This is a genomic window from Agrobacterium sp. NPDC090273 (assembly GCF_044772305.1).
GTDB lineage: Bacteria > Pseudomonadota > Alphaproteobacteria > Rhizobiales > Rhizobiaceae > Agrobacterium.
Window position 1 is genome coordinate 55696 of sequence record NZ_JBIVYN010000005.1, and the last position, 21158, is coordinate 76853.

The window sequence follows — 21158 nt, forward strand, 5'->3', positions numbered from 1 at the left end:
CCTCGTCAAGACATCGCGTCGGCGATGAGTTCGTCTGCGGCTTCAGCAAGGACATCGTCCTGCGCCTCGCCTGCGACCGTTTCGCGTCCAATTTCCAGCATTACCGGCACGGCAAGCGGCGAGACATGCTCCAATGCGCAATGGGTGGTGTGGCCCTTGATCCGTCTCAGCATATCTCCAAGTCGGCCAATGTCCAAAAGCCCTGCAGCCGCATCGCGACGGGTCGCTTCCAGCAGGATATGGTCCGGCTCATGGCTGCGAAGAACGTCATAAATAAGGTCTGCCGAGACGGTCACCTGTCGCCCGGTCTTTTCCTTGCCAGGATGGCGGCGCTCAATCAGGCCGGAAATGACCGCACAATTGCGAAAGGTGCGTTTCAGCATGAATGACTCGTCCAACCATGCCTCCAGATCGTCGCCCAACATGTCCTCGTCGAGAAGGTCTGCCAGCGAGAGACGACGAGATTTCAGGCGTCTGCCGATATCCTCCATGGCCCAGATGGCCAAGGAATAGTCTGTGGCGACAAAGCCCATGGGTTTGGCGCCTGCTCTTTCCAGCCGCCGCGTCAAAAGCATGCCGAGTGTCTGATGTGCCAGGCGGCCCTCAAACGGATACATGACCATGAAGAAACGCTTCCGGAAGGGAAATGTCTCCACCAGCAACTCATCCTGTTTGGGAATGATCGACTTCTCTTTCTGGATTGCCAACCAGTCACGCACCTGATCCGGCAACGCGTGCCAACGCTGCGGATCGGCCAGCATCGAGCGCACCTGATCGGCGAGATAGGTCGAAAGCGGAAACTTCCCGCCGGCGTAAGATGGAATTTTGGGGTCCATCGAGAAAGCTTGGGAAACGAGGCATTCGTTTTCCCTGATCCCTTCAAATCGCAAGACTTTTCCGGAAAACAGAAAGGTATCACCCTGCACGAGCTGTTCGAGGAAATATTCCTCGACCTTGCCAAGCGACATGCCACCGCGGCCCAGCGTTCCCTTGGCGTTGCGCTTGACCATTCGAACGTTCAGTTCAGCGGCTTCGACAATGGTACCGAGATTCAGTCGATATTGCTGGGCGACCTGTGGGTTTGAGACACGCCAGCGACCGTCCTTCATCTGGCGGATACGGGCATAGCGCTCATAGGTTCGCAACGCATAGCCACCGGTCGCGGTAAAATCCACCACCCGGTCAAAGGTGTGGCGTGAGAGGGTCGCGTAAGGCGAAGCGCTCGTGACTTCCTGATAAAGCTCATCCGCATCGAACGGTTCGGCGCAGGCCATACCCAAAACATGTTGCGCCAAAACGTCCAGCGCACCTTCGGCGATCGGCGGCGTATCCTGTGCACCGATATAATTCGCATCGAGCGCGGCACGACATTCCATCACCTCGAAACGGTTGGCGGGCACGAGAATGGCCTTTGATGGCTCGTCCATACGGTGATTGGCGCGACCAATGCGTTGCGCCAGGCGACTTGCACCTTTCGGCGCGCCGACATGGACGACCAGATCGACATCACCCCAGTCGATACCGAGATCGAGTGTGGATGTGGCGACCACAGCGCGCAGCTTGTTTTCCGCCATGGCGGCTTCCACCTTCCGCCGCTGCCCGGCATCCAGTGAGCCGTGATGCAGCGCGATCGGCAGACTATCATCATTGATGGTCCAGAGTTCCTGGAAGATCAGCTCCGCCTGCGAGCGGGTGTTGACGAAGATCAGCGTCGTCTGATGCTCTTTCAGCGCCTTATAAAGATCCTGCATGGCATAACGTGCCGAATGACCAGACCACGGGATACGCTGATCCGTCTGCAGAATGGAAATGTCAGGCTTTGCACCGCCCTCAACGGTGATGACACCGGCAGGTTTGGAACCTTCCACCTGCGGTGCGAGATAACGACGCAAATCCATCGGTTCCGCAACCGTCGCGGAAAGGCCTATCGTTCGCATGGCAGGAGCATGTTTGCGGATGCGGGCCAAAGCCAGCGACAGCAGATGGCCTCGCTTGGAGGTGACCAGTGAGTGCAACTCATCCAGCACCACATATTTCAGGTCGCGAAAAAACCGCTCGGCTTCCTTGTTGGCCAAAAGAAGAGAGACCTGTTCTGGAGTCGTCAACAGGATATCCGGTGGCTTTATTCGCTGGCGCTGTCGCTTGCCCTGTGGCGTATCGCCCGTGCGGGTTTCAACGGAAATCGGCAGTCCCATTTCCGAAACAGGCTTCATCAGATTGCGCTCGATATCGACGGCGAGCGCTTTGAGAGGTGAGATGTACAGGGTGTGCACACCGACAAAACCCGAGCCGGGCGGCACCTTACCGCGCTCCGCCAGGTCTGTCAGCGATGCCATGAAGCCGCCAAGCGTCTTGCCCGCACCGGTTGGCGCTATGAGAAGCATGTTTTCGCCGCCATGCGCGCGGGCGGCAAGCTCGAGCTGATGAGCGCGCGGCTGCCACCCCTTTTGCGCAAACCATTTCTGGAACGGCAGAGGCAAGGCGCCGACTTGAATGCCGGAAATGGACGACTCGGCAAGTTTCATCTCTTCAAGGTAGTGAAAAAGCTGCGAAAAAGAAGGGCATGAAAGCGCGCCTTGACAGCAATCCTAATCATGGATATTTTTAATCCACGATAAAGGAGCTGATACGATGAAACTGGGCGACGGCGTGGAACAGGCCATTCACAGCGTGGGAATGCTGGCGGGGCTTTCCGATGGTGGCGTACTTTCGGCCGCCGCGCTGGCGGAGTTTCATGGCGTTTCCACCAGCTACCTCCTGAAACACCTACAACTTCTTTCCGGTGCCGGAATTCTCGCCACCGTTCCCGGACCGAAAGGCGGTTATCGGCTTGCGAAACCGACTGACAAGATCACATTGCTCGATATCGTTCTGGCGGTAGAGGGACCAAAGCCTGCTTTTCGCTGTGCGGAAATCCGCCAGCGGGGCCCAAATCCTTTGCCAAAACGCTATTTTACCAAACCTTGCGGCATCAATGCAGCGATGCTGAAAGCCGAAAAAGCCTATCGGGCAGAACTGGCCAAAACCACCATAGCCGATGTTCTGGGAGATCTCGCCGCCAATGACGACGGCGGCATTGCCGCGCGTGGTTGCGCGTTTCTTGAAATGAACGAGCGCAAGTCCGCACGCTGAACTGACGACATTCCGATACGACACCGGAAAGCCACATGGCTTTTCGGATCGATGACGCATGCCCTGATACCTATCCGAAAAAGGAAAACACTAATGAAAACCCGTTTGAATTACGCCAAAGCATCTCCCGAAGCCTTCAAAGCCGTGATGGCTCTGGAGACCTACGTTCAAAACAGCGGACTGGAGCACCGCTTCATTCACCTCATCAAGCTTCGTGCCTCCATCATTAATGGCTGTGCTTTCTGCGTCGACATGCACGTCAAGGAAAGCCGCAAGGACGGCCTGTCGGAACAGTGGATTAACCTGATGAGTGTCTGGCGGGAATCGACCGTCTATTCCGAGCAGGAACGGGCCTTGCTCGGCTGGGTCGATGCGGTGACGAAGATTGCCGAGACCGGCGCACCGGATGATGCCTATGAGGCGCTGAAGGCGCATTTCAGCGATGAGGATATCGTCAAGGTGACGGTTGCGATTGGCACGATCAACACCTGGAACCGCATTGCCGTCGGCTTCCGCTCGCAACATCCTGTCGACGCCACCGCCAAGGCAGCGTGATCTCGACCCACCTTGGCCGAGCGACCGTTACATCGCTATGTAGCGGTCGTTGCGGTGATTGATCGCCAATGTCAGGTTCATCACCAATGCGCCGAGAACAGAGCAGATGATGACGAAAGGCGTGGCAATGAAACAGGATGCAACGAGCACCATGCCATCGAAGGCGAGTTGCACCAATCCGGCGCGCCAGCCGAAACGGTCCTGCAGATAAAGCGCCAGAATGCCGAAACCGCCAAGACTGGTACGGTGACGAAACAGTGCCAGCATACCGGCTGCGACCGTCAGCCCTCCAAACAGTGCAGCGGCAACGGGATTGATGCTCTCAAATGCAAACAGCCCCGGCATGTAATCCGACAAGACCGCGGTCATGGCGATCGCGCAGAAGGTTTTTACCGTAAAGGCCAGTCCGAGGCGTCGAAACGCGAGATAATAGAAAGGCAGATTGACGAGGAAGAACACCGCGCCGAAGCGCACATCCGTGGCGTAATGGACCAGGAAGGCCAAACCGACCGTACCACCTGTCAGAAGCCCGGCGGATGAAAACAGCGTCACACCAAGCGACACCAGCATGCTGCCTGCCAATACGCCCTGAATGTCTTCCAGCAGCGAATGCCGATCCGGCGTGGAAGCCCAAAATCTGGTCAGCTTGCGTTCGGCAACTTCGCTCATGGTCGTTTCCCGTTTTTCCCGGCTCATTCTCTGCGCCTCAGCGCCTGAAAATTCAAGCGTTAGCGCACGACGATATAACGGTCGGAGCGATGATTGATGGCGAGGAACATGTTGAGGACGAACGCGCCGACAATCGAATAGAGAACTGTTTCGGGGTCGATGACCGCGAAGGCGGCAACCATGACACAGGCGTCAAAGGCAAGCTGAATAAGGCCCGCTCGGACACCAAAGCGATCCTGAATGTAAATGGCCAGAATACCGATACCGCCGAGGCTGGCGCGGTGGCGATAAAGCGCCAGCAGCCCATATCCCAGCAACAGGCCACCCAGCAACGCAGCCCAGAGCGGATTGATGCTGTCGACCACCATCCAGCGGGATTCCAGTTCGGTCAGCACGGAGACAAGGCCGATGGCGATAAAGGTCTTGAGCGAGAATGCGAGACCAAGACGGCGGAAAGAGAGATAATAAAATGGCAGATTAACGAGGAAGAACAGAAGGCCAAAGCTGATGCCGAATGCGTAGTGAATAAGGAACGCAACGCCCGCCGTGCCCCCGGTCAGAAGGCCCACCTTGTTCAGCAGGTAAAAACCGAGCGCCGAAACGATCGCGCCGGTAACAATGCCCTGCACATCTTCCACCGGTGCATGTTTTGCCGGATCGGCACTCCACATGCCATAGACGCTTCTCGTGAATGCCATGTCCGTACCCCCGAAGAGATCTGCCAGAATTGTCGTGAAAATGCTTCGCCGGTTTCCGACGACGTCTCATCGTGGTTCGGCTTTACGAGCATATTTTGCACTGCAAAAGACAGTATTTCAATACGGATATGTAAGCAGGGCTGACCTATTGGCGAAATGGCAAGAAACGAAAAGATCAGCCTTCTTTCCTAGAAAGAAAAAGAATGCCGGAAAGGGGTTTTCCGGCATCCTTGCGAATGGTGGTTTTGACGATGTCCAGCACATCCATGCCATGCGCAGCGAGCAGACCACGGATGTAGCGTTCGGAATGAGCGTAGCGCAATGACGGCTGAAGAACAAAGCCATCCTCCTCGCCCGCATCCTCGACCGAGAAGGCGAACAGACCTCCCGGCGCCAGGAGCGCGTCGACCAGGGGCATCACCGTCTCCAGGCTGCCGAGATACATCATGACATCGGCCGCAGCCACCAGATCGGCGCGGCCTTGAGCAAGACGACCGTCGAAAAGACCGGAGGCTGCAACATCCAGTGACAAGTCGGCCTGGGCCAGATGGTGATAGACGCCCTTCTCTTCAGCCTTGGCCAGCATGTTGGTGGAGATATCGAAACCTTCCAACCGTTCTGCCCAGTCGCTGATTTCCGCTCCCAGCAGACCCGTACCGCAGCCGATATCAACGATGCAGCAAAACTTGCCATTTGCCGGATGGGCTTTTTCGATCAGCGCCGCCAATTTTTGCGGCACGCTGTAGTCAAGCTTCTTCACCAATGAGGTTTCAAAACGCTCGGCATAGTCGTCGAACAATCCTTCGACATAGCGGCTTGGTGGCTGCTCAGGGGTTTCGGCAGCCCCCAAGATCGCAAGCTTCAACTCGGCAGCGAAGATACCTTCGGAATCCAGCCCGGCAACTTTCTCGAAAGCGGCAACAGCCTTTTCCTCATCACCCGCCTTCTCGGCATACTCACCGAGACGGAACCAGCCCGCTGCCCATGATGGCGTCAATTCGAGCGCCTGCTCGATCAGTTCGGCTGCCGCCGCATGATCGCCGCTCTCGGCCAACATGCGAGCATAATCTGCCCTGCGGTCAGCGATCACGTCACCGGAAGAAAACTGGTTTGATGCCATTCATGATTTCCTGAGAAGATGTCGGCTCTCATTTATCAAGCCATAAAAAAACTCAAGTCCTATTTCATGGCACCGGCGACTATAGCGCGATATAGTGCACCGAAACTTGCATCGAAGCAGCCTGCTTCATATGTGAGAGGAAACAGGAGACTTGCTGATGGCCGGTGAGGTCAACAAAATGCTGGGTGATACGGTGGCCCGTACGGTTGTGAAACTGCTGGTGGTTTCATTGCTCGTCGGCTTTCTGATGGCGATCTTCGGCTTGACGCCGTGGAACATCATCTATGGTGCGCGCGATTTCGTGGTTGATCTGTGGAGAAGCGGTTTCCACGCGCTTGGCGCAATCGGCGACTACCTGATCCTTGGCGCAACGATCGTCATTCCCGTCTTCATCATCCTGCGCCTCCTGAGCTACCGCCGCTGATATGACCGAAACATCGCTTATTACGTTCTCCCGGCGCGGTTTCGTGCTGGTTTCCGCTGGCTCGTTGCTATCTGCCTGCGTTTCCATGCCAACCAACAAGGGCGTCCCTTCGGGGACCAAGGATGAAACCGCTGCGGCGCTGCCGATGGTCAATGAGCTGCGGCGCTCCAAAGGGCTTTCATCTCTCTCCGTCAACAGCGCTGCCAGTACCGCCGCCGCCTATCAGGCGGATCGCATGGTCAAGGCGCAGAAGATGGCGCATCTGATCGGCCTGACCGACAGCTTCCTCATTCGTATGAAAGACGGCAAGGTTCCTCTGCCCGCAGCAGAAAACGTCGCAAGCGGTCAGGATAGCGTTGAACGCGTCGTCAAGGCCTGGATCACCTCTCCCCACCATCTCGAGAACATGCTGGGGTCATATAATGGTCTTGGCGTGGCCGTCGCTTACGATGCCGCAAACCGAAACCGCCCCTATTGGGCGATGGTACTCTGCGCCTGAACCAATCAGCCGAGCTTACGGTCGGCCCAACGGTCGACCGTGCTGTCGCGCAGATCGCGGATGTTGTCAACGCGCTCGCGCTCCACGATCTTGGACAGTCCCTTGACCACGGCAGACGGCAGCCCCGGACCTTCATAGACCATGCAGGAGTAAAGCTGCACGAGATCGGCGCCCGCCTTTATCTTCTCCACCGCCGTTTCTGCCGATGAGACACCACCGACACCGATGATCGGCAGGTTTGCGCCAACGCGCTTGCGCATCTTGGCAAGAACCGTGGTCGACAGCTCGAAAAGCGGCTTTCCTGAAAGCCCGCCGGACTCGCTCTTGTTCGGAGCAGCCCGCAGACCATCGCGAGAGAGCGTGGTGTTCGAGACGATCAGACCATCGAGATCGTGCGCCAGTGCCTCCTCGGCAACGTCATCCAACCCTTCTTCCGTCAGATCCGGAGCGATCTTCAGGAATACCGGGATACGCTTACCAGAGCGGGAGGCCTCCGCCTCACGGCTTTCCAGTACGGCTGCCAGCAAGGCGGCGAGGCTTTCACGTGCCTGCAGATCACGCAGTCCCGGCGTATTGGGCGAAGAGATGTTGACGGTAAAATAGGACGCGACCGAATAGAAGGTCTCGATGCCCTTCACATAGTCGGCAATGCGGTCTTCGCTGTCCTTGTTCGCACCGATATTGACGCCGACGATGCCGCGCAGCGAGGCAGCCTTCATGCGTTCAAGTGCAGCGGCGTGCCCCTCATTGTTAAAACCGAGGCGGTTGATAACACCCTCATCCTCCACGAGCCGGAAAATGCGCGGCTTGGGATTGCCCACCTGCGCGCGTGGTGTGACAGTACCGATTTCGGTGAAACCGAAGCCGAGCCGTAAGACCGGTCCAGGCACTTCGGCGTTCTTGTCGTAACCAGCCGCCAAGCCGAGCGGGTTGGGGAACACGAGCCCGGCCACCGTCTGCTGCAAGCGCGGATCGTGCGGCACCATGCATGTTGGCAAAAAGCCGCTCTTCAACGCCGCAATCGATAGTCCATGCGCCTTTTCCGGATCGATCAGGAACACGCCTTTACGGCCGAGAGAGGAAAAAAATCCGTTCATGACAGGTTCTCCGGAAATTGATGGCGACCGTCCTCGCCCAAGACAAGAGGTTTTTCCCAGAGCACGGCGGTCATGGGGAGAGAGGCGTAGAGATGCGGAAAGAGATCGCCGCCTCTCGAAGGCTCATAAACCAGCTTTTCGCCGAGAGCCTCTCCACTCACGGCAACAAGCAACAAACCGGCCTGTCCGGCAAAATGCCGCAATGCGGTTTCCATTGCCTGTTTGGCAGTTGAGAAGTGAACGAAACCATCGGCCAGATCGATCGGTGCGCCTTCAAAAACGCCTTTGGCCTTAGCGGCAGCCCAGAGCGCCTCCGGGACGATTTTATAAATGATCGCGGGCTGTTCCTGCATAGGCGTCTCCGACGGGTGTTCTGAGAGCGGGGTTTGCAGCAAAGCCGAGCGATTGTCCACAGTTTCTGCCGGTTTTTTTGCCGTCGGATGGTCTCAGGCTGTTTCTGTGAAAAGCTTTCCCTTGTAATGCGCAATCGATTGGCGCACTTTTGGGAATGGAGGCGCTGGAGTCGTTTTCGACAAACGGCAGGCAGACGTAAGAAAATAGAAAAGAACCGCATCAACGCCCTTGGGAGGGGGCCACAATGTCGGAACTTGCCATCATCATCGCAGACGATCACCCGCTTTTTCGTGGAGCCCTGAAGCAGGCCGTATCCGGCATTGAGGGCCAGCAGACCATCATAGAGGCCGGGGATTTCGAAGCCGCCCGCAAGGCCGCCGCCGAGCGGAACGATGCGGATCTGATGCTTCTCGATCTTTCCATGCCTGGTGTCAGCGGATTTTCAGGGCTGATGGCGCTACGGGCGGAATTCGCCAGCCTGCCTATCGTCATTGTCTCTGCCACTGATGACGCCACCACGGTGCGCCGCGCAATAGAACTGGGTGCTTCCGGCTTCATCTCCAAATCGTCAGGCATCGACGATATTCGCGACGGCATCCGTGCCGTTCTAGAAGGCGATGTCTGGGTACCGGCCAGCCACAGAGGCGCAAAGGAACAAGATCCTGATGTGGCTGATCTTATTCAGCGGTTGAGGACCCTTACGCCACAACAGAGCCGCGTTCTCGGCATGCTGGCCGAAGGCCTTCTGAACAAGCAGATCGCCTATGAACTGAATGTCTCCGAAGCCACCGTGAAGGCGCATGTGTCGGCAATCCTGCTGAAACTCAAGGTCGATAGCCGCACACAGGCGGTCATCCAACTTTCCAAGATCAACAGTCCGGCAATGGTGGCCTGAGGAAGAGGATTTTATTCCTTATTTCTTTACTCCAAGCTGAATATAGTCTAGATTACAGCCTCTACTGACAGGAGCTTTTTCCTCCACGGGCTCCACCTGCGGGCTTTTAATCATGCTTTCACACGAAACGATCTGGATCGCGATCGATACGCTTGCAGAACGTCACCAGTTGACGCCTTCGGCGCTGGCCAAGCGCGCAGGCCTCGATCCGACATCGTTCAACAAGTCGAAGCGGTTCGGTCCGGACGGTCGCAAACGCTGGCCCTCCACAGAATCCGTCTCGAAAGTCCTGGAGGCGACCGGCGCGAGTATCGACCAGTTTTTTGGCTATGCGTTCGGAAAAACCGGACAGGCGACCCAGCCTGCCGATGCACACAATGCCATTCCGCTGCTCGGTTTCGCTCAGGCCGGCTCCGGTGGCTTTTTCGATGACGGCGGCTTTCCGGCCGGCCAAGGGTGGGACGTTATCGAATTTCCGTCCTCCCCGGACCGCAAGCAGGGTGTCTATGCGCTGGAGGTGCAGGGCGAAAGCATGATGCCACTTTATCGTGATGGCGACATTCTCATCGTCGAGCCCGGCGCACAGGTACGCCGAGGCGATCGCGTGGTGGTGAAAAGCCGGGATGGTGAGGTCATGGCAAAGGTTCTGGCGCGGCAAAGCCCCAAGAACATCGAGCTGCTTTCCCTCAATCCGGAACATCCCAACCGCAGTTTCGACATGGCAGAGGTAGAATGGATTGCCCGGATTATCTGGGCAAGCCAATAACACCGTTCAGTATAATCCATAAGGAAAATAGCGGCGGTAGATTTCCTCTAGCCGGCCATTGCGTGACAGAGCCGCAAGCGCCTGATCGAAAGCCGGAACGAGAACGTTGTCCGGGTCGACGGCCATGATCGTCAGGCCTTCGCCCAGAAAACGATCAGACATATAAGGTCCACCGAACAACGCGCAGCAGCCTTCGGAGGCAGTGCCCGACACCCAGAACGGCAGACGCAGGCCGTCTGCGAAAACGGCATCCACCTTGCCGGTCTTTAGGGCATCATACATGGCGTCATAGCCATCAAAGCCGTTGGCCGCCACTTTCGGAAAAAATGCCTTGAGCATCTGCTCATGGCGCGAACCGGTCAGAACCCCTACCTTCTTGCCGGAGAGAGCATCGATCATCGTCCCTTCGAGCTTTACCGCCTTGTTGACTGCAAAGCGTGCCGGCAAGAGAAGGTAAGGACGTGAGAAGGTGAAGCTCTTTCGCAAGTCCGATGATGACGCGATACCGGAAATGACAGCCTCGCCCTCCCCCATTTCCAGCGCCGCTTCCAGCTCATCAAACGGCAATGCCTGAACCTGGCATTTGCTCTCGACCTTCAATTGCGCGCAGATTTCCCGCACCAGATCGACATGAAAACCTGCGAGCCGCCCTTCCTGATCGGTAAAATTGAAGGGCGGAAAATCGACAGACATCAAGAACCGGATACGCGGCACCGAAGACAGATCGCCGCCGGCAAACCGCTCCTGCGCATCGAAAAGCACCGGCATCTTGCCACCATCCGACAGGCCCTGTGCCGGTGAAACACCCGTGCCGCCAGCCAGAATCGCGAAAATTGCCGCGATGCAAAGTCGTCCAGGGTTTGATCTCATAACCGGCATTCTCATCTCAATAATCCGCTTAGGTCACGGCAGCGCTACCATGATGATAGCGGCAGGATGCAAATTTGTCGGCGACTATACACAAGAATCATGTCCGACGACCCTTTTGGACGAGGAAATTGCGTGATTACCACAGCATCGAATTCCAAAAAAATTGAAGAGTTTATGGCGTAGGTGTATCGGAGCGCAGACTGTTTTGTGGGAACCGGGATGCAACCGTCATTTAGATTGCCGCCATTGGAGGCGCTTGTTGTTTTCGAGGCTGCATCGCGGCTGGGCAGTTTCTCCAGGGCGGGTAATGAGCTTGGTCTGACGCAAAGCGCTGTCAGCCGCCAGATCAGCAAACTTGAAGCGTTTATCGGCTCCAAACTCTTCGAGCGTGTGCCGACAGGTGTGCGATTAACAACCATCGGAGAGAACTACTCGATCGACGTTTCGCGGCTCATCCTCGACATCGCAAGCGTCACGGACGGCGTACGCTCCTGGACCGGCCCCAGCCAGATCACCATCGCCTGCTCGCGCGGGATTGCCGATCAATGGTTCATGCCGCGCCTTCAGACGCTGAAACGCGACATCCCCGGCATCGAACTGCGGTTGCGCGTCACCGATGACGTGGCCCATTTGCGTCTGGACGAATTCGATCTTGCTATCTTCTATCGCAGGGAACGACCAATTGGCGTCTGGCTTTCCGAACTCGGCCAGGAAGAGGTCATTCCCGTATCAGCGGCAGGCATGGCCAACCTCATGGAGCAAAGAGCGCCGGTTCTGATCTCGATCGAAGATTCCATGCGAGAATGGCAGGACTGGCGCGACTGGTGGCGGTCATCACAATTGTCGCCACCGCAGGACGCAATTCAGTGGAAGCTGGGAGACTACGGCCTCTGTGTTGCGGCGGCGTCGCAAGGGCTTGGCGCAACACTTGGATGGACATGGCTGATCCGCGATCAGCTTGATAGTGGGGTCCTTGTCCCTGTCCATTCCCATACGATGCGCTCAGAAGGCAAATTTTACCTGATGCGGCCGGCCGATCGCCACCAGCGAAGGATTGTGCGCGAGGTTTCAGACTGGCTCATTGCCAACAATCAGCAAACCGCGCGCTGACAATCGTCAGGCCTGTGCCGGAGGTGCCTTGCGACGGCGATCCAGCATGAAGCGCGCGTAGCCGATGATAGTGAACAGAAGCCAGGCGACCTGCGAGATCAGGGAGCCGAGATTAAAATTCCATATCAGCGAATAGATCAGCGATACGCCGCCCAGAACGTTAAGAAGCGTGTAGCGCCCGTCATCAATGGTTAGAACGCGTAACTGCAACAGGGCATAGGCAAAGAGATAAAAAAAGGCTCCCGCAAGGCCGACAATGTCCGCAAGCCCCATTTGTGTTCACTCCATAAACGCGCCCGCTCGGCGGGCTTGGGTAAACCGGATCTGGTCCGGCCACGCCCCTTTACTCCGCTTCTCGAACAAGCGGACGCGCTCAGATTTCATGGCCCCATGCACAAAAATCATACCCCTGTATCCCGCTCGAGACCTAGTGCCGAACCGCCGAGTACGATAGGCCAGTCCCCCAGCCGAGCCTCCTCTGGCCCCGATAAAAACAGGGAACCCCCAATATGACATCCTCCCCCTTTTCCTTTTCGCTTGATCGGCGACGTTTCCTTGCTGGCGCGGCCAGCCTGACGGCACTTTCCGCCGGCTTCATCACCACCGCCAATGCGCAAAGCGCGGAAACTCCGAAAAAGGGTGGCGTCCTGAAGCTTGGCATTGGTGGCGGCAGCACGACCGACAATCTAGACCCGCGTATTCTGAAGGATTGGGTTCCCGTCAATCAGGCGTTCATGATCATGAACGGCCTTGTCGAGATCGACGCGAACAATAACGCCGTGCCGGAACTGTTCGAAAGCTGGGAAGCCCAGCCGGGTGCGGTGGAGTGGACCTTCAAGCTGCGCCAAGGTGTTACGTTCCACAATGGCAAGACGCTGACGGTGGAAGACGTCATCTACTCCATCAACCTGCACCGTGGAGACACCACATCTGCAGCACGCTCCGTTGCCTCTGCTCTCAAGGCCATCGAGAAAGTCTCCGATAGCGAGATCAAGATTGTGCTGGAAAGCGGCAACGCCGACCTCCCCTACATTCTTTCCGACTATCACTTCCTTATCGTTCCGGAAGGATGGACGGATTTCAACAAGCCAGTCGGCACCGGACCCTTCGTGTTCGAAAGCTATGACCCCGGCGTCCGCTCACGCTTTACCCGCAATCCAAACTACTGGAAAGCCAATGCCGCTCATGTTGACGCTGTCGAAGTGATCGTCATCAACGACATTGCCGCACGTACGAATGCCATGATGTCGGGACAGGTTCACGCCATCAACCAGCTCGACTTCAAGACAGTCGATCTGCTGCGCCGCAACCCCAATCTCAACATCGTACAGTCGGCCAGCGGCCAGCACTTCACGTTCCTGATGGATTGCACGCAGGCACCCTATACGGACAACAATATCCGTCTCGCCATCAAGCATGCCATCGATCGCGAACAGCTTTTGAAGACCGCTCTGCGTGGCTACGGCCGCATCGGCAACGACCATCCGATACCGAGTTCCGATCGTTTCCACGCAGCAGATTTGCCGCAACGTCCCTATGATCCAGAGAAAGCCAAGTTTTATCTGAAGCAGGCTGGTCTCGACACGCTGAAAATCGAAATTTCCTCTTCTGACGCAGCCTTTTCTGGCGCGGTGGATGCCGCAGCGATCTTCCGGACGAGCGCGGCAAAGGGCGGTATCGACGTTTCGATCAAGCGCGAACCTGCCGACGGCTATTGGGACAATGTCTGGATGAAGGCACCATTCTGCATGTCTTACTGGGGCGGCCGCCCGACAGCCGACCAGATGCTGACCATCGCCTACCAGTCAACCTCGGCGCAGAACGATACGCACTGGAAGAACGAAACCTTCGACAAGAAACTCACCGAGGCACGTGCGCTGCTCGACGATGCAAAGCGCAAGGAAATCTACGCCGAGCTTCAGGCACTCATCTCCAATGAGGGCGGCGCCATGATCCCGATGTTCGGCGATTACCTCGATGCAACATCCAAAAAACTGAAGGGCGTGACCACGCATCCGATGTTCAACTTCATGGGTGCCCGTCTCGCTGAAAAGGTCTGGTTGGACGCATAATGACTAAGCTTATCCTGAAGCGCGTTGCTTTGGGTATTTTGACGCTTCTGCTGGTGTCGGCGCTTATTTTCGCCGGCACACAGCTTCTTCCCGGTGATGTGGCGTCAGCAATACTCGGACAAAATGCGACGCCTGAATCCCTCGCCGTGTTGCGCGCCGATCTCGGTCTCGACCAGCCCATTCTGCAACGCTATCTCTCCTGGCTTGGCGGTTTCGTAACCGGCGACCTCGGCAACTCACTCGCAAACCGTCAGCCCGTCGCAGATCTTCTCTGGCCACGGTTCTGGAACACCATGGCGCTGGCACTTTATGCCGCAGCCGTCTCCGTTCCGATCGCCGTTCTCCTCGGTTTGTTCAGCGCCATCTGGCGTGGCAGCCTGTTTGATCGTGTCATCAATATCGCCGCTCTCGGCTTTGTCTCTCTCCCGGAATATTTTCTTGGGCTTCTGCTCATCCTCTTCGTTTCCGTTCACTACAATCTCTTGCCAAGTCTCGCAGACACCTATCCGGGCATGGGCTTTGCGGATTGGCTCAAAGCCACCACGCTTCCGGCCCTTACCCTGGTCCTGGTCACGGTGGCACAAATGCTGCGAATGACCCGCACCGCAGTTCTCGCGGTCATGGATCAGGCTTATGTCGAAACAGCCTATCTCAAGGGATTGCGGACAAAACGTGCGGTTCTTCGCCATGCGCTTCCCAATGCCGCAGCACCGATCGTCAACGTTGTCTCGTTCAACATCGCCTATCTCATTACCGGCGTCGTGCTGGTGGAGGCCATTTTCAACTATAACGGCCTTGGCCGCTTCATGGTCGACGCCGTTTCAAAACGTGACCTTCCACTGGTTCAGGCCGCAGCCCTCGTGTTCGGCGCAGCCTATGTCATTTTGAACATCATCGCCGATGTTTCGGCAATCGCGCTCAATCCGCGCTTGAGGCATCCCCGATGAAAATGCTGCGTTCCATTACCCCGACCGCATGGGTTGGTCTTTTCATCATCTCGCTCAACATCATCCTATTTGTCGCTGGCCCGCATATTGCGCCATTCGGACAGGAGGAAATTGTCGGATCACCGTTCGATCCACCGTCCGCCGCCCATTGGTTCGGCCTCGATCAGAACGGTCGCGATATGCTTTCGCGTCTCTTGGCTGGCGCACAAATGTCCATCGGCGTGTCGCTGGCCGCTTCGCTGCTGTCCTTCAGCATCGGCATCACGCTCGGTTTCATCGCCGCGATTTTCGGCGGCTGGCTGGATATGGTCCTTTCGCGCATCGTCGACACGGTAATGTGCATACCGGTGCTGATTTCGGCGTTGGTTGTGCTTCAGGCGCTTGGCTCGTCCATTCCCGTCCTGATCGTGACGATTGCGCTTCTGGACTCCACGCGCGTGTTTCGTCTGGCGCGTATCGTGGCCCAGGGCATCAATGTTATGGAATATGCTGAGACGGCGCGTCTGCGCGGCGAAGGCCTGTTCTGGCTGGTGTTCAAGGAAATACTCCCCAACGCCCTTCCGCCGCTGATTGCGGAATTCGGCCTGCGCTTCTGCTTCACCTTCCTGTTCGTGGCCGGCCTGTCGTTCCTGGGCCTTGGCATTCAGCCCCCGTTCGCCGACTGGGGCGGCATGGTGAAGGATAACCAGCAAGCCATTCTGTACGGCCTCTATGCTCCGCTTTACCCGGCCGCCGCCATCGCCATTCTCACCATCGGCGTCAATCTTGTCGTGGACTGGCTGCTTGCTGGCCGCAGTGCAATTCAGGGAGCCGACCGATGAGCGAAAACAAGGTTCTGCAAATTCGCGGCCTGAAAGTTGCCGCTCCCAATGGCGCCATCCTGGTTGACGGTGTCGATCTCGACCTCAAACGCGGCGAGGTCAAAGGTCTGATCGGCGAATCCGGCGCCGGAAAATCCACAATCGGCCTTGCTGCAATGGGATATGGCCGCAATGGCTGCCGCATCGTCGGGGGCGAAATCATCGTCAACGGCGTATCCCTGATGACGGTCGACCGTGCCGGTCGCGAAGCTGTACGTGGCGCACGTATTGCCTATGTGGCACAAAGTGCTGCCGCTGCCTTCAACCCGGCCATGAAGATCGGCGAACAGATCATGGAAGGGCCGCTCTATCACGGCATCATGAACAGGCAGGAAGCTCAGGCCTGGATGCTGGAACTGTTGCAGGCGTTGCAGCTTCCCGACTACCAGAACTTTGGCAGCCGTTATCCGCATCAGGTGTCGGGTGGTCAGTTGCAGCGTGCGATGGTGGCGATGGCGATGTCTTGCCGGCCTGACATTCTCGTGCTGGACGAGCCGACCACGGCGCTTGATGTCACAACGCAGATCGAGGTGCTTGCGCTGCTGCGCAGCCTCATCCAGCGTTATGACACAGCCGCGCTTTACATCACACATGACCTTGCCGTCGTCGCGCAGATTGCCGACAGCATCATGGTTTTGCGTCATGGAAAACAGGTAGAGGCCGGCTCTGCGGAGCAGGTTCTGGAGCAGCCGCAGGAAGACTATACACGCCGTCTCGTGTCCGAACGCGAAGCCAGCATGTCGGGTGAAGGCGTTCATCACAAGGGTGGAGAAGTTCTGCTGGAAGCCCGCGACGTCACAGCTTACTACGGCCGCAAGAAGGTGCTGGACAACATTCAGTGCGAAATTCGCAAGGGCGAGACACTGGCTGTTGTGGGGGAATCCGGTTCCGGAAAATCCACGCTGGCCCGCGTCATTGCCGGCCTGCCGCCACATTCGTCCGGCGTCATCTCACTCACCGGGCACCGGCTTGCCGATAGTTACACCAAGCGCTCCCGCGAGGAGTTACGGCGCATCCAGCTTGTCTATCAGCTTCCCGATGTGGCACTCAATCCACGTCATACCGTGGGCGAAATCATCAGCCGTCCGATGTCGTTTTATTTCGGAATGAACGACGACGAACGCACGTCCGAAGTCAATCGATTGCTGGACCTCATCGGCCTGCCACGGGACTTTGCAGAGCGCCTGCCGAAAGCGCTCTCCGGCGGACAGAAGCAACGCGTCTGTATTGCCCGCGCACTTGCCGCCCGGCCCGACCTGATCATATGCGATGAGGTGACATCCGCGCTTGATCCTCTGGTAGCGGAGGAAATTCTCAAGCTTTTGCGCTCTTTGCAGGATGAACTCGGTGTTTCCTACCTGTTCATCACCCACGATCTCGGCGTGGTGCGCAGGCTTGCTGACAGGACAATGGTGATGCAGCACGGCCGTATTGTCGAAACCGGTACGACCGAGCAGGTTTTTGCGCCGCCTTACCAACCCTATACCGAACAGCTCATCACGTCGGTTCCGGAACTGCGCCGCGACTGGCTGGATGGCGTGCTGGCAAAACGCGGTGTTTCCGCCTGATCTCTATGGTGGCTCATCGCTGCATGTGAGCCACCTCCTCCTTGTTGTTAATGCCCCGTGCGGTGATACCCGCACCGAATGACCTGACTGGAAGCTCCCAAATGACCGTGCATGTTGAAGAACACATCTGGATTACCATGAGCGATGGCGTGCGCCTTGGTGCGCGCCTGTGGCTGCCAGAAGACGCCGAGCAATCGCCTGTGCCTGCCGTTCTAGAATATATCCCTTACCGCAAGCGTGACGGAACGCGCGGACGTGACGAGCCGATGCATGGTTATTTTGCCAGCCAGGGCTACGCCGCCATTCGTGTGGACATGCGCGGCACAGGTGAATCCGATGGCCACATGGCCGATGAATATCTGAAGCAGGAGCAGGACGATGCTCTGGAAGTCATCGACTGGATTTCCCGCCAACCCTGGTGCAGTGGCAATGTCGGCATGATGGGAAAGAGCTGGGGCGGTTTCAACAGCCTGCAGATTGCCGCCCGACGTCCACCGGCCCTGAAGGCCATCATTACCGCCTACTCGACCGACAACCGCTATACCGACGACATCCACTACATGGGTGGCTTGTTGCTGAACGACAATCTGTGGTGGGGAACCATCATGCTTGCCTATCAGAGCCGCCCGCTCGACCCGAAGATCGTTGGCGACGAATGGCGTGACCGCTGGATCGAGAGGCTGGAAAAACTGCCTTTCTTCCCTGCGCTGTGGCTCGAACATCAGCGTTACGACGAATACTGGAAACACGGCTCGGTCTGCGAGGACTGGAGCGCGATCCAGTGCCCGGTCCTTGCCATTGGCGCCTGGGCAGACAGCTACACCAACCCCGTCTCCAGGCTTCTCGAAAATCTTCAGGTTCCACGACGCGGCATCATCGGCCCATGGGGCCACATCTATCCGCAGGATGGTGTTCCCGGTCCGGCGATCGGTTTCCTGCAGGAAGCGACACGCTGGTGGGATCATTGGCTGAAGGGCAAGGACACCGGCGTCATGGACGAGCCGATGATGCGCGCATTTGTCAGTGATACGATCGAGCCCACGGGGACACGAACGACGACACAAGGCCGTTGGGTGGGCGAAGCAGCATGGCCCTCACCGCAAATCTCCACTAGGTCTCTGCATCTTGGTGCCGGCAAGGAACTTGGCAACGCCGCAGGCAAACCTGCGGTTCTCAACATCCGTTCGCCCCAAAGCCACGGCAAGGCCGGCGGCGAATGGATGGCAACCGGCTGCCCGGGTGAACATCCAACCGATCAGCGGCTGGACAATGGTGGTGCACTGGTTTTCGAAACAACGTGCCTCGAAGACGACCTCGACATTCTCGGTGCACCGATTGCACGGCTGCGCATTTCCGCCGATAGCCCCGTCGCGCAGATTTCCCTGCGCCTGAATGATGTCTTGCCGGATGGACGTGTCACGCGCGTCAGCTATCAGGTTTTCAACCTGACACACCGCGACAGCCACGAAAATCCGGAAGCGCTCGAGCCCGGCAGATTTTATGATGTCGCGATCAAGCTCAATGACTGCGGATATCGCTTTGCGAAGGGTCACAAGTTGCAGCTTGCCATCGCAACTGCTTACTGGCCGATGGTCTGGACATCGCCTTTCGACGCCACACTGAGCGTTTCCGTTGCGGAAAGCGCGCTCGACCTGCCGGTGCGGGCTGCAGGAGACGGTATTCCCGTCCGGTTTGAGGCGCCCACCCATGGTCCCTCAACGCCCATCACGCAGGTTGATCCCGGCTCGGTCCGCCGTTGGACCGAACAGGATCACGAGACGGGCATCAACACCTATGTCACGGAAGGCGTGGGGGGACTGTTCGGCGAGGGCGTGCTGCGGTTCGACGAAATCGATACAGAACTCAGCCACAGCCTGCGCCGGGAACTGACCATCCGCGACAACGACCCACTCTCCGCAAAATACGTTCTGACCCAGACCTATGAAATGGGCCGCGATGGATGGCGCATCAAGATCGAGAGCCGGACCGAAATGCGTTCGGACAAAGACAATTTCTACCTGACGGGAGAACTGTCGGCATTCGAAAATGGCGTTGCCGTTAAATCGAAAGCGTGGGACCAGCGCTTCGCTCGCGACCTGATCTGACGGCTAGGGCGCTCCGAAGCCCGAACGCGAGGTTCGGGATGGCATCTGGTTGCCATGCCGGGTGACAGCGGACAAACAAAAGCGCTGAGAAGTCAGCGCTTTTGTTTTTTGATTTCAATGAAAAGATGCTGGAGCGGGTGAAGGGAATCGAACCCTCGTATTCAGCTTGGGAAGCTGCTGCTCTACCATTGAGCTACACCCGCCTGCTGCACAACAATTCCGACAGTTCGTAAAAACTGTCAAGCGGTACAGGATCTATTTAGGCGGCCCGGAAATGCTTGGAGAGCTTCAGGCCCTGTGCCTGATAGTTCGAGCCGAGGCCGGAACCGTAGAGGCCTTCCGGCTTCTCCAGCATATGTTCATAGACAAGGCGTCCAACAATCTGGCCATGTTCAAGAATGAACGGGACTTCATGGCTGCGCACTTCCAGAACGGCGCGGCTACCCGTGCCGCCCGCCTGTGCATGGCCAAAGCCCGGATCGAAGAAGCCGGCATAGTGAACGCGGAATTCGCCGACCAAGGGATCGAACGGTGTCATTTCAGCCGCGAAAAGCGGCGGCACATGCACGGCTTCGCGTGATACGAGAATGTAGAATTCATCGGGGTCAAGGATCAGTTCGGCACGGCCGCGTGCATAAAGCGGTTCCCAGAAATCCAGAACGTCGTGCTGGGCTTTCTTGTCGACATCGATAACCGCGGTATGGTGTTTGCCGCGATAACCGATCAGGCCATCATCACCGAAACCTTTGAGGTCGATGGAAAGCGCGATACCGCCACCCGTAACATTCGGCGTTTCACTGGCAACCAGCGTTTCTGCGGCATGCAGGCCGAGCAATTCGCTTTCGTTGAGCAGGGACTGCCCCATGCGGAAGCGGATCTGCGACAGGCGCGAACCGCGGCGCACGACGATCGGGAATGTGCGCGGGCTGATTTCGAGGTATAGAGGGCCACTGTAGCCAGCCGGAATCTTGTCGAATTCCTGCGCATTGTCGGTGATGACGCGCGTGAAGATATCGAGACGGCCTGTCGAACTTTTCGGATTGGCCGATGCCGACATGTCGGCAGGCAAAGCGAGGCTCTCCATCAGCGGAACGATATAGACGCAGCCGGTTTCCAGCACCGCCCCCTCACTGAGGTCGACTTCGTGCAGTCTCAGGCGATTAAGCTTGTCGAGCACAGGTGTGCCAGGGCCAGGCATGAAGCTGGCGCGAACACGATAAGCCTTCGAGCCCAACCTGAGATCGAGACTGGCAGGCTGCACCTGATCGGCTTCCAGAGGCGCTTCGCTTTTCAGCTTACCGCTGGCAAACAATGCCTTGATTGCGCCATCTGCCAGTATGCCTGTCGTTCTCGTCATTTTCATCATCCCTTTTGTGGCGACAAAACCAAAAGGAAAGCATTGACGCAAGCCAGTAAC

Annotated in this window: 21 protein-coding genes and 1 tRNA gene; 12 read left to right on the top strand and 10 right to left on the bottom strand. The window is 57.4% G+C overall.

Annotated features, from left to right (window positions below):
- Positions 1–5 precede the first annotated feature (5 nt).
- Positions 6–2525: a ligase-associated DNA damage response DEXH box helicase gene (locus ACIQT8_RS14580; RefSeq protein WP_400966480.1), complete on the bottom strand. Its 2520-nt coding sequence runs from the start codon at positions 2523–2525 to the stop codon at positions 6–8.
- 106 nt (positions 2526–2631) lie between these two features.
- On the opposite strand from ACIQT8_RS14580, the gene ACIQT8_RS14585 reads away from it, so the two are divergent.
- On the top strand, positions 2632–3132 hold the full coding sequence (locus ACIQT8_RS14585) for an RrF2 family transcriptional regulator (RefSeq protein WP_400966483.1): 501 nt from the start codon (positions 2632–2634) through the stop codon (positions 3130–3132).
- A gap of 93 nt (positions 3133–3225) precedes the next feature.
- Entirely contained in the window at positions 3226–3687 is a 462-nt protein-coding gene (locus ACIQT8_RS14590) for a carboxymuconolactone decarboxylase family protein (protein WP_138794518.1), read from the top strand.
- A gap of 27 nt (positions 3688–3714) precedes the next feature.
- Here the strand turns inward: ACIQT8_RS14590 and ACIQT8_RS14595 are convergent, their stop codons facing one another.
- From ACIQT8_RS14595 to ACIQT8_RS14605, 3 genes are all read right to left on the bottom strand, one after another.
- Positions 3715–4356: a YitT family protein gene (locus ACIQT8_RS14595; RefSeq protein WP_138794517.1), complete on the bottom strand. Its 642-nt coding sequence runs from the start codon at positions 4354–4356 to the stop codon at positions 3715–3717.
- A gap of 59 nt (positions 4357–4415) precedes the next feature.
- Positions 4416–5027: a YitT family protein gene (locus ACIQT8_RS14600; RefSeq protein ID WP_138794939.1), complete on the bottom strand. Its 612-nt coding sequence runs from the start codon at positions 5025–5027 to the stop codon at positions 4416–4418.
- A 202-nt stretch (positions 5028–5229) separates the two neighbouring features.
- Complete coding sequence (locus tag ACIQT8_RS14605) at positions 5230–6174, bottom strand: methyltransferase domain-containing protein (protein ID WP_400966487.1); 945 nt, start codon at positions 6172–6174, stop codon at positions 5230–5232.
- A gap of 157 nt (positions 6175–6331) precedes the next feature.
- Here ACIQT8_RS14605 and ACIQT8_RS14610 point away from each other — a divergent pair, with 157 nt between their 5' ends.
- Positions 6332–6598: a DUF6460 domain-containing protein gene (locus ACIQT8_RS14610; protein WP_003493739.1), complete on the top strand. Its 267-nt coding sequence runs from the start codon at positions 6332–6334 to the stop codon at positions 6596–6598.
- A gap of 1 nt (position 6599) precedes the next feature.
- The gene (locus ACIQT8_RS14615; RefSeq protein ID WP_138794515.1) at positions 6600–7097 is read left to right on the top strand and encodes a CAP domain-containing protein; all 498 of its coding nucleotides are present in this window, start codon (positions 6600–6602) and stop codon (positions 7095–7097) included.
- 5 nt (positions 7098–7102) lie between these two features.
- Here ACIQT8_RS14615 and ACIQT8_RS14620 read toward each other — a convergent pair whose 3' ends face one another.
- Complete coding sequence (locus tag ACIQT8_RS14620) at positions 7103–8194, bottom strand: quinone-dependent dihydroorotate dehydrogenase (protein WP_400966490.1); 1092 nt, start codon at positions 8192–8194, stop codon at positions 7103–7105.
- The gene (locus ACIQT8_RS14625) at positions 8191–8547 is read right to left on the bottom strand and encodes a DUF952 domain-containing protein (protein WP_400966493.1); all 357 of its coding nucleotides are present in this window, start codon (positions 8545–8547) and stop codon (positions 8191–8193) included. The genes ACIQT8_RS14620 and ACIQT8_RS14625 overlap by 4 nt, the downstream gene beginning before the upstream one ends.
- Positions 8548–8792: 245 nt before the next feature.
- On the opposite strand from ACIQT8_RS14625, the gene ACIQT8_RS14630 reads away from it, so the two are divergent.
- Positions 8793–9443, top strand: a complete 651-nt coding sequence (locus ACIQT8_RS14630; RefSeq protein ID WP_138794512.1) for a response regulator transcription factor — start codon at positions 8793–8795, stop codon at positions 9441–9443.
- 112 nt (positions 9444–9555) lie between these two features.
- Complete coding sequence (locus ACIQT8_RS14635) at positions 9556–10209, top strand: helix-turn-helix transcriptional regulator (RefSeq protein ID WP_138794511.1); 654 nt, start codon at positions 9556–9558, stop codon at positions 10207–10209.
- Positions 10210–10215: 6 nt separating this feature from the next.
- Here the strand turns inward: ACIQT8_RS14635 and ACIQT8_RS14640 are convergent, their stop codons facing one another.
- Positions 10216–10977, bottom strand: coding sequence for a transporter substrate-binding domain-containing protein (locus tag ACIQT8_RS14640; protein ID WP_262526234.1), 762 nt, complete (start codon positions 10975–10977; stop codon positions 10216–10218).
- Between the two features lie 321 nt (positions 10978–11298).
- On the opposite strand from ACIQT8_RS14640, the gene ACIQT8_RS14645 reads away from it, so the two are divergent.
- Positions 11299–12189: a LysR substrate-binding domain-containing protein gene (locus ACIQT8_RS14645; RefSeq protein ID WP_400966496.1), complete on the top strand. Its 891-nt coding sequence runs from the start codon at positions 11299–11301 to the stop codon at positions 12187–12189.
- Positions 12190–12195: 6 nt separating this feature from the next.
- Here the strand turns inward: ACIQT8_RS14645 and ACIQT8_RS14650 are convergent, their stop codons facing one another.
- Positions 12196–12462 carry a cyclic nucleotide-binding protein gene (locus ACIQT8_RS14650; RefSeq protein WP_138794509.1) on the bottom strand — a complete coding sequence of 89 codons (267 nt, stop codon included), beginning with the start codon at positions 12460–12462 and terminating at the stop codon, positions 12196–12198.
- Between the two features lie 236 nt (positions 12463–12698).
- Between ACIQT8_RS14650 and ACIQT8_RS14655 the strand changes: the two genes are divergently transcribed.
- From ACIQT8_RS14655 to ACIQT8_RS14675, 5 genes are all read left to right on the top strand, one after another.
- On the top strand, positions 12699–14261 hold the full coding sequence (locus ACIQT8_RS14655; RefSeq protein WP_138794508.1) for an ABC transporter substrate-binding protein: 1563 nt from the start codon (positions 12699–12701) through the stop codon (positions 14259–14261).
- A complete protein-coding gene (locus ACIQT8_RS14660; RefSeq protein ID WP_262524353.1) occupies positions 14261–15208 on the top strand; it encodes an ABC transporter permease in 948 nt (315 codons plus the stop codon). Before ACIQT8_RS14655 ends, ACIQT8_RS14660 begins: the two co-directional genes overlap by 1 nt.
- On the top strand, positions 15205–16029 hold the full coding sequence (locus tag ACIQT8_RS14665; RefSeq protein ID WP_400966501.1) for an ABC transporter permease: 825 nt from the start codon (positions 15205–15207) through the stop codon (positions 16027–16029). The genes ACIQT8_RS14660 and ACIQT8_RS14665 overlap by 4 nt, the downstream gene beginning before the upstream one ends.
- Positions 16026–17636 carry an ABC transporter ATP-binding protein gene (locus ACIQT8_RS14670; protein WP_400966503.1) on the top strand — a complete coding sequence of 537 codons (1611 nt, stop codon included), beginning with the start codon at positions 16026–16028 and terminating at the stop codon, positions 17634–17636. The genes ACIQT8_RS14665 and ACIQT8_RS14670 overlap by 4 nt, the downstream gene beginning before the upstream one ends.
- Positions 17637–17737: 101 nt before the next feature.
- Positions 17738–19741, top strand: coding sequence for a CocE/NonD family hydrolase (locus ACIQT8_RS14675; protein ID WP_400966506.1), 2004 nt, complete (start codon positions 17738–17740; stop codon positions 19739–19741).
- 129 nt (positions 19742–19870) lie between these two features.
- On the opposite strand, the gene ACIQT8_RS14680 is transcribed toward ACIQT8_RS14675, so the two are convergent.
- Together ACIQT8_RS14680 and ACIQT8_RS14685 are read right to left on the bottom strand one after the other, a co-directional pair.
- Positions 19871–19944: transfer RNA gene (locus ACIQT8_RS14680), tRNA-Gly, on the bottom strand.
- Positions 19945–20000: 56 nt separating this feature from the next.
- A complete protein-coding gene (locus ACIQT8_RS14685) occupies positions 20001–21098 on the bottom strand; it encodes a 2'-deoxycytidine 5'-triphosphate deaminase (RefSeq protein WP_400966509.1) in 1098 nt (365 codons plus the stop codon).
- Positions 21099–21158: the final 60 nt, after the last annotated feature.